The sequence below is a fragment of the Chroococcidiopsis sp. genome (genome assembly GCF_051657925.1).
Taxonomy (GTDB): Bacteria; Cyanobacteriota; Cyanobacteriia; order Cyanobacteriales; family Chroococcidiopsidaceae; genus Chroococcidiopsis.
In genome coordinates this window covers 1-7,169 of record NZ_JBOFLP010000095.1, presented here as the reverse complement: position 1 = coordinate 7,169, position 7,169 = coordinate 1, and the positions used below count along the sequence as shown (strand labels likewise).

At 47.9% G+C, this 7,169-nt stretch carries 7 protein-coding genes; 4 read left to right on the top strand and 3 right to left on the bottom strand.

Annotated elements, in window-relative coordinates:
• Window positions 1-121: 121 nt before the first annotated feature.
• Both ACRC32_RS07175 and ACRC32_RS07170 read left to right on the top strand, forming a co-directional pair.
• Window positions 122-763 (top strand): HAD family hydrolase, encoded by a 642-nt coding sequence (locus tag ACRC32_RS07175; RefSeq protein WP_438553322.1) that lies wholly within the window; start codon window positions 122-124, stop codon window positions 761-763.
• An 80-nt stretch (window positions 764-843) separates the two neighbouring features.
• The gene (locus tag ACRC32_RS07170) at window positions 844-1,797 is read left to right on the top strand and encodes an alpha/beta fold hydrolase (protein WP_438553321.1); all 954 of its coding nucleotides are present in this window, start codon (window positions 844-846) and stop codon (window positions 1,795-1,797) included.
• A 72-nt stretch (window positions 1,798-1,869) separates the two neighbouring features.
• Here the strand turns inward: ACRC32_RS07170 and ACRC32_RS07165 are convergent, their stop codons facing one another.
• Complete coding sequence (locus ACRC32_RS07165) at window positions 1,870-3,225, bottom strand: LCP family protein (protein ID WP_438553320.1); 1,356 nt, start codon at window positions 3,223-3,225, stop codon at window positions 1,870-1,872.
• Between the two features lie 349 nt (window positions 3,226-3,574).
• Entirely contained in the window at window positions 3,575-4,063 is a 489-nt protein-coding gene (locus ACRC32_RS07160) for a hypothetical protein (protein ID WP_438553319.1), read from the bottom strand.
• A gap of 105 nt (window positions 4,064-4,168) precedes the next feature.
• Between ACRC32_RS07160 and ACRC32_RS07155 the strand changes: the two genes are divergently transcribed.
• Together ACRC32_RS07155 and ACRC32_RS07150 are read left to right on the top strand one after the other, a co-directional pair.
• Window positions 4,169-5,377 carry an AI-2E family transporter gene (locus tag ACRC32_RS07155; RefSeq protein ID WP_438553318.1) on the top strand — a complete coding sequence of 403 codons (1,209 nt, stop codon included), beginning with the start codon at window positions 4,169-4,171 and terminating at the stop codon, window positions 5,375-5,377.
• Window positions 5,378-5,383: 6 nt separating this feature from the next.
• Window positions 5,384-6,010: an Npun_F5749 family FMN-dependent PPOX-type flavoprotein gene (locus ACRC32_RS07150; protein ID WP_438553317.1), complete on the top strand. Its 627-nt coding sequence runs from the start codon at window positions 5,384-5,386 to the stop codon at window positions 6,008-6,010.
• On the opposite strand, the gene cysE is transcribed toward ACRC32_RS07150, so the two are convergent.
• On the bottom strand, window positions 6,007-6,741 hold the full coding sequence (cysE, locus tag ACRC32_RS07145; RefSeq protein ID WP_438553316.1) for a serine O-acetyltransferase: 735 nt from the start codon (window positions 6,739-6,741) through the stop codon (window positions 6,007-6,009). The two genes, ACRC32_RS07150 and cysE, sit on opposite strands and share 4 nt — an antisense overlap.
• Window positions 6,742-7,169: the final 428 nt, after the last annotated feature.

Here is a 7,169-nt window from a genome sequence, read left to right as displayed (position 1 = left end):
AATATTACGCTTAGAGCCGCAGCTAGCCGTTTTAATCGGGGAATGACCGGAACGAATTTTGATGGTAGAGGTGCGATAATCGGTGTAGCCCAAGAGGGTTTGTAGGTAAGTCAAACGCAGTATGCAAGATACGTGTCTCATACCAACGCCACCCTATAGCGCCTTAATTTTTGACTGTGACGGCACTCTAGCGCATACTATCCCCACTCATATTCAAGCGTGGCTAGCAACGCTACTTCCTCTGGGTGTCGATCTCAGCCAGGAATGGCTTTACGATCGCCGAGGTATGTCATCGCTGGAATTAATCGAAACTGTAAATCATACTTTTGGATTCGCCTTAGATGCTAATGTTGTTAATCCCACACGGAAAAAATATTTCTTAGACTTACTACATCAAGTGGTAGAAATTGAAGCAGTAGCAGATGTTGCCCGCAGTCATTATGGTAAAGTTCCCCTAGCAGTAGCTTCAGGCGGCGATATTCGCGTGGTAGAACCTACTCTAAAGGCGATCGGGTTATATTCTTTATTTGATGCGATCGTGACTGTTAACGATGTAGAACGGGGTAAGCCCGCACCTGATATTTTTCTGTTGGCTGCCGATCGCATGGGCGTTACTCCTACAGATTGCATCGTTTACGAAGATAGCGAGGCAGGTTTAGAAGCTGCCCACCGTGCGGGAATGCGGGCGATCGACGTGCGGGAACTGTGGCTGACAGCAGAAGCGGAGATAGGAGTTACAGATAGTCAAGAGGCGGGAATGTAAAGATTTGTCACAATAAAAGTAGGGTCGATCGCTACAATCAATCGCGATCGCGCTTTCATCGTCACCAGCTATTCAAATTCATGACTGCCTCACCTCTAACTGCATCCAGCTCATTTCCACCCGTAAAAACGTGGACTTGGCAGGGATTTTCGATTTGCTATCAACAACAGGGCGATACCGGTATTCCCGTCATCCTAGTACATGGCTTTGGGGCTTCTTGGTGGCACTGGCGCAAGAATATTCCTTATTTGGCGCAGACTTGTAGAGTGTACGCTATCGATCTAATTGGCTTTGGTGGTTCCGCTAAACCGGCTCCAGGGGAGTTACAGCCAGGGAAACAAATCCCGTATTCGTTTGAAACTTGGGGACAACAAATTGCTGATTTTTGCCGCGAAGTCGTGGGAACATCGGCAGTTTTCGTTGGTAATTCTGTCGGTTGTATTGCAGCAATGCAAGCAGCAGTGTACGCCCCCGATTTAGTCGTAGGTGTGGCAATGCTCAATTGTTCCCTACGTTTGCTTCACGATCGCAAGCGCAGCGGCTTACCTTGGCATCGACGCTTCGGCGCACCACTAATTCAGAAATTATTAGCAGTTCAACCAGTTGGGAAATTTTTCTTTCAACAACTTGCCAAACCGAAAACAGTCAAAAAAATCTTGCTCCAAGCTTACGCTCATCCTGAAGCAGTAACAGATGAGTTAGTAGACCTTTTGATGGCTCCAGCGAAAGATGCTGGGGCTGTAGCAGTCTTTGTTGCTTTCACAGCTTATTCTCAAGGACCGCTACCAGAAGACTTGTTGCCCCAGCTATCTTGTCCGGCAATTTTCTTGTGGGGAACAGCCGACCCTTGGGAACCCGTAGAGTTGGGGCAAGAACTAGCTAACTATCCCCAAGTACAAAAGTTTATTCCCTTAAAAGGAGTCGGGCATTGTCCCCAAGACGAAGCACCAGAATTGGTGAATCCGATATTACAGGAGTGGATTGTGGAATTGGGGAGTCGGGAGTCGCGAGTCGGGAGTCGGGAGAGTGGCTAATAGTAGATAGGGTGTGGGGTGTGGGGAATTTTGAATTGTCTTGCTCCCTCAGCCCCCTCAGCTGCCTTGTCCCTACTCGCTCCTCGCTCCTCGCTCCTCGCCCCTCATTTCTTGTTCCAACCAATCCTTACCAACTTGAATGGTAACGTCAGAACCGAGGTTGCCCGTGCTTTCAACGCGGACTTCGCCTACGTTCAAGAGGTCGCGGATGGTTGTAGCACTTTCAGTATCGCCTTGCTGGGCAACAACATGAGTTGTGTCCAATGGCTCAGACCACGATTTTGTAATGTATACATTGCGATAGCCTGCACCAGCAAGAGATTTGACCAAAGAGCGGACAGCGCGATCGCTACCCGTGCTATTGGAAATTGCAATTCTCAATCGCGCCGGATCGAAGTCAACTGGCTCGGATTCAGAAAGAGGAGCATCGAAATGCTGCGTTGCCATTTTGGCAATGCGATCGCTGTCTGGCAACCAGTAGCTAGCTTTATACTCTCCTGTATTACTAAATCGTCCAGGCAACATCAACATTTGCATGTTAGAACGATTAGTTTGTACGCCAAAATTTGCCAGTGCTACCAATTCATCCATCGACAAATTCGTATCGAGGTGCGATTGAACCACAGAGAGAATCTGCGGCATCCGGGTAAGGGTATTCGGCGACAAGGTTTGTTCCGTTAGCGCCCGCATAACGAGTTGCTGGCGTTGAATCCGTCCGATATCACCGTTTTCGTCGTGACGATAGCGCAGCAGTTGGAGAGTCTTGTTACCGTCAAGATGCTGTTTGCCAGCTTTGAGATTAATGTATAAATGCTGGCTATCATCTTGATATTTCATATCTTTAGGAACGTAAACGGTTACGCCACCCAAAGCATCGATCAACTTTTCCACTCCTTGGACGTTGATCCGAATGTAGCGATCGATCGGCACTCCATCTAGTAATTCGCTAATAGCTTTAGCACTACCTGCTGGACCACCAACGAGATTAGCTTCATTGATTTTCGCTATGCCTCGACCTTCTATCTTGGTGCGGGTATCTCTGGGAATAGAAAGGGCAGCGATTTTTTTGGTCGCTGGGTCAAATCGCAGCAAAAGGATAGTGTCTGTCAAGCCGTCGAAGGAGTTGACTAACGCATGATATCCTTGCTTTTTGATTTCGGCAGCAGGAGTATTAACGTCTGTGGTGAGAACTTTTACACCTAGAACTAAAATATTAACTGGTCGGGTCAGCTCCGAAAGTTTAAAACCAGCCCGCGTTAAGCGATCGCCATGAGTACCGAAAATTGCTTGCTCCTCAGGGCTGAGCTGACTTTGCATCAGCGGCTTGGTTGACATAGTATAGGCTAAGAGCGCCCCTGCTGTGGCTGACAACACAGCGACACCACTCATGATTACCCAGAACCACAGCCAACGCCCAGTCCTACTCATAGCACTACTGCGCCTAAAATTTTTGGAATTACTTGTAGAATTGGATTTTGAGCCTGATATTCTTTGCACTGATACAACTTCCTCACACTTAACACTAGTCAGCAAAAATAGTTAATAAGTTTTTAACATGATAATGGACAAAGGCACAGCTATATGCTGCGCTTTCTCAATTGGCATATTCGCTGCACGGGTAACGCTGGCTACTGAAACAGTAAATTTCATGGCTTTGCGATCGAATTAGAGAATATTGCCTGGAGTCTACTGCAGATCCTGCAAAGTCGTCATCTGGCTTATTACGGAATTCCAGCCAGAGAGTCGTACTTTCTACCGATGGCGTTGTCTCCGAACCTCAGCGTCGATCGAGCGTCCGATCTGCAAGTGCCGAAAATCCTGGTAGACGCACTGACTTACCAGCAGTCAATCGCAGCATTAACCACACACTGACTAAAAAATACCCAGATGTCAGTAAACTATTTAACATTAATAGACGAAAATTTAAAAACTCTGAAGCTTCTGCTCCAGCACTCAACAAGAAATATACCAGCAACCAGCTTAGTGCTAGAGTGATAGATAAACGGCTGACGGCGAGTTTTTCTGTGTGAGAATTGGTAATTGGTAATTGGTAATTGGTAATTGCTCCCCTGCTCCTCTGCCCCTCTGCTCCCTCTGCTCCCTCTGCCCCTCTGCTTTCTTCCCCTGCTCCCTGCTCCCTGCTCCCTGCTCCCTCGTGACGATACAACGTCCACAGTGAAGGAAAAAAGCCAATAATGGGGATGAGGTGAAAAAGTAAATGCAGGCGATCGCTATTTAAATGCTCTGAGACTGTAAGCTTTTTCATATGATGTAATCGAATCCGAGCTTGGGGGGATGAGTTATGACAGCGGAGTTAGGGATAATAGGCTGCAAGGGACATTTGATTTAGTTCGCTCCCGCAACTGAGAAAATGCAGAAACGCATTATTATAGGTTGGTGGCAAGCAATGTCACCTTTGACGCGATTTCTGGCGATCGCGCTATTGGCTCCACTACTCGTACTCAATGCTTGGGCAATTTCCTCCATCGTTGATTACTTCCACTCGCTGATTGTTATTTTAGTCGGTGCTTCTTTACTAGCATTTTTGTTGAACTATCCGGTAGGCTGGATGGAGCAGCAAGGCGCAAGGCGAGAACAAGTTGCTATTTTAGTCTTTTTGTTGGCTTTGTCGATTTTACTGGCGCTAGGTGTCACCCTCGTGCCTCTAGTGATTAGTCAGGCGCAGCAGCTCGTAACTCGCTTGCCAGAATGGATAGACTCAGGACGCTATCAGTTGGTGTTGTTGAATGATTGGGCTGAGGCTCAGGGTTATCCAATTAATCTCGATGCCTTAGTAATACAAATCAACGATCGCGTTAAGGGACAATTACAAGCGATCGCCGTCCAAGCATTAAACCTAGCTGTGGTGACAGTGACAAGCCTGCTAGATTTTTTGCTGGGCATGGTTTTGACATTTTATTTGTTACAGCATGGGGACGAACTCTGGCAAAGCTTAATCGCTTGGCTACCAACACCCATTCGCCAGCCTTTTTCCCAAACTATCCGGTTGAGCTTTCAAAATTACTTCATCGGACAGTTAATTTTCGGTATTTGTATGGGTTCTGCCCTAACTGCCATTTTCTTGTGGCTGAAAGTGCCGTTTGGTTTGCTGTTTGGAATCACGATCGGGTTTATGGCTTTAGTTCCCTTCGGCGGAACGGTGGGAATTATTTTGACCACTTTATTAGTAGCGCTGCAAGATTTCTGGCTAGGTACTAGAGTCTTGGTAGCATCTGTCATCATTCAGCAGATCTTAGATAACATCGTTGCTCCCCGTATTCTTGGTAGCGTAACTGGATTAAATCCCGTATGGGTACTGATTTCCGTCTTAACAGGCGCTAGAGTTGGCGGTTTGCTAGGCGTAATCGTTGCCGTACCCACAGCAGTCGTGATCAAAACAGCCTTAAGTGCCGTGCGATCGCCCCAACTGACTGAAACGAGTTCTACTATGGCAGCAACTGAGGCAGAAAAAACTAGTCTTACAGGGAGCAGGGAGCAGGGAGCAGGGAAGCGGGCAGAGGGCGAGGTTCCCTCGCCATCGGAGCCGCGTAGCAGGGAACAAGTAGCTAGCAGTGAGTAGTAAGTCGTGAGCGGTGACAGTACAATTCCGAATTCCGAATTCCAAATTCCGAATTCAGTTGCTCCTTGGCGATCGCCTTTAGCAAGGGCGCTGCACCTCAATCGCAGTCTACCTTATGCCCGTTATCTTCAACTGGCGACTGTCCGACTTGATGGTCGTCCTGCGAATCGGACACTTGTATTTCGGGGCTTTTTAGACAATAGCGATCGCCTCAAGTTTGTCAGCGATACTCGCAGTGAAAAATTCGCTCAGATTGAAGCTCTACCTTGGGCGGAAGCTTGCTGGTATTTTCCCAAAACCCGCGAACAATTCCGCATCACTGGTACGCTAAAGGCGATCGCTGACGATTCCGAGCCAAAATTACAACAAGCCCGCAGATCGAGCTGGCAAGAGTTAAGCGACTCCGCACGGCTGCAATTTGCCTGGGCGCATCCCGGTGAGCCAAGAGCCGCCGCCGATGCCTTCAATCCTCCAGCACCGCCCGCAGAAGTGCCATTACCGCACTTTTGTCTGTTGCTTTTAGAACCAGTCCAGGTAGATCGCTTAGAATTGCGTGGCGACCCTCAAAACCGTACTATGTACACTTGGTTAGAAGGCGATCGCACTTGGTCTACTCAAGCCGTCAATCCTTAAATCCCCGCACCATCTAAAAACTGCTGGATCGCTTTATCTCTCATCTGACAGCTAGCAGCAGCGGGAAGAGACATGACTACAGAATCCTGGTGTGCTTGCTGCTGTTGTACTTTTTCTAGCTGTTGTTCTAACGCTTCAATTCTGTCCACGAGAGCGCGAATAACCTCTGCTTCTGAGTCAGGTAAGCTTCCGTGTTCCAACGGATCGACTCTAGCCCCAGAACGGTAGATAATTCGACCTGGTACGCCAACAACCGTGCAATTAGAAGGTACATCGCGTAAAACAACAGAACCCGCTCCAATTCTGACGTTACTGCCAAGTTCGATGTTACCGAGGACTTTTGCCCCCGCACCCACCACGACATTATTTCCCACAGTCGGGTGACGCTTGCCGCTTTCTTTACCCGTACCACCCAGAGTCACGCCTTGGTAGAGCAGAACGTCATCACCTACGATCGCGGTTTCGCCGATCACGACCCCCATACCGTGGTCGATAAAAAAACCCTTGCCAATTGTCGCGCCAGGGTGAATCTCAATCCCAGTTAAAAATCGGGCGATCGCGGAAATAAACCTTGGAATGAAGGGAAGACGCAGTTTGTAGAGTTGATGCGCTACCCGATGGAAGACAATTGCCTGTAACCCAGGGTAACATAACAGTACCTCTAGCCAGTTACGGGCAGCAGGGTCGCGTTCAAAAATAATCTTGAAGTCAGCAGCTATGGTAGATAGCACGGGTCAATGCCTAGCCAGGACAAAATTTTTACTTCTTTTATCTTATCTCTCACCGTGCGATCGATAAAGTTTATTCGCGTTCTTTGCAGTGTAGAAATCTCGACCTATTTTTTCCTAACTTCTCTACCTGGTTCCCAATCGTGCCTCCACTCCTATTGATTACCTTGCTACTGTTGACAGCATCGATGGTGACTAACATATTTGTCCTGACTCCTATAGAGTTAATCAGGCATGTGAATCTACCAAATTGGTTGATTTTGGGTGGGCTGTTGTTACTATTTCTTTGGTGTTTTGGGGAAGAGTGAGACGAGAGTTCTTTATGATTTAATAGTTTTCGAGCGCTTCCCCTGAACGGACTTAGCCATTGCGCGTAAATCTTGCTCCCAGTCTGGCTGAGTCATGAGTAGAACTTCCGCCGCCTCGCTATC

What these genes read in the sequence shown, in the direction of transcription:
- ACRC32_RS07155 (WP_438553318.1), top strand. Translation starts at nt 4,169, where the DNA reads ATGCAGAAACGCATTATTATAGGTTGGTGGCAAGCAATGTCACCTTTG.
- ACRC32_RS07170 (WP_438553321.1), top strand. Translation starts at nt 844, where the DNA reads ATGACTGCCTCACCTCTAACTGCATCCAGCTCATTTCCACCCGTAAAA.
- ACRC32_RS07160 (WP_438553319.1), bottom strand. Translation starts at nt 4,063, where the DNA reads ATGAAAAAGCTTACAGTCTCAGAGCATTTAAATAGCGATCGCCTGCAT.
- ACRC32_RS07165 (WP_438553320.1), bottom strand. Translation starts at nt 3,225, where the DNA reads ATGAGTAGGACTGGGCGTTGGCTGTGGTTCTGGGTAATCATGAGTGGT.
- ACRC32_RS07175 (WP_438553322.1), top strand. Translation starts at nt 122, where the DNA reads ATGCAAGATACGTGTCTCATACCAACGCCACCCTATAGCGCCTTAATT.